This window comes from Candidatus Accumulibacter phosphatis, from assembly GCF_012939955.1.
Lineage (GTDB): Bacteria > Pseudomonadota > Gammaproteobacteria > Burkholderiales > Rhodocyclaceae > Accumulibacter > Accumulibacter delftensis.
This window is the reverse complement of sequence record NZ_SPMY01000082.1, coordinates 1-697: the sequence shown is the minus strand read 5'-3', so window position 1 is coordinate 697 and position 697 is coordinate 1. Positions and strand designations below refer to the sequence as shown.

2 pseudogenes are annotated in these 697 nt (G+C 57.7%); both read right to left on the bottom strand.

The window, feature by feature from the left end:
- Window positions 1-342, bottom strand: a pseudogene (locus E4Q23_RS24320) (IS5/IS1182 family transposase); the annotation flags it as partial.
- A gap of 128 nt (window positions 343-470) precedes the next feature.
- Window positions 471-697: pseudogene (locus E4Q23_RS20975) on the bottom strand (UDP-N-acetylglucosamine 2-epimerase); the annotation flags it as partial.

The window sequence follows — 697 nt, the reverse complement described above, 5'->3', positions numbered from 1 at the left end:
ACATTAACACCGATGATGTTCTTGGTGGTCTTCTCGTTGACGGCCAAGTGGAGCTGGCACCAGGTGCTACGCTTGCCGACTCTGTGCGGACGTACGCTCCATTCGCCTTCGCCGAAAATCTTCATGCCGGGCGAGTGGGCCACGACATACGTCGGCTCTTGGCGTGATCGGCCCTGGATCGTCATCGAGATCTCATGAGAGGTCTGGATGGCCGTTTCCGAGTACTGCAGCCCGGGCTTGGCCCCGATTGAGCAGCGAACGGTCGTACGCCGGCCAGTTCGTTACCCGATAGCGCTGCTTTAGCTCAGCGTTGCCAGCCTCCGTACTTAGCTTCGCTGGCATCGCGCCGTCGGGGAAAAGCAGCTTGGTCTCAGACATGGCGGCCGCCTGACCACCATCAATGACCAAATCATTATGGCGTGGGCACCAGGCCCAACCGAAAAGCATTGAGATACTTTTCACAGACTCAATCAGAAAAATGGGAGACCCAAACGGATGGCGGCCAGTATACGGTGCGAGGCTTTGCCGTCTCCGTACGGATTGATGGCCCGGGCCATGGCTTGGTAGGCATCGTCGACGTCCAGAAGGCGGAAGCTTTCCGAAATGATTCGATCGATGTCAGTACCGACCAGTTTGACCGTACCTGCCTCGAGCCTTCGGGTCTTTCGGTGGTGTCACGCATCACCAGGACAGGTTT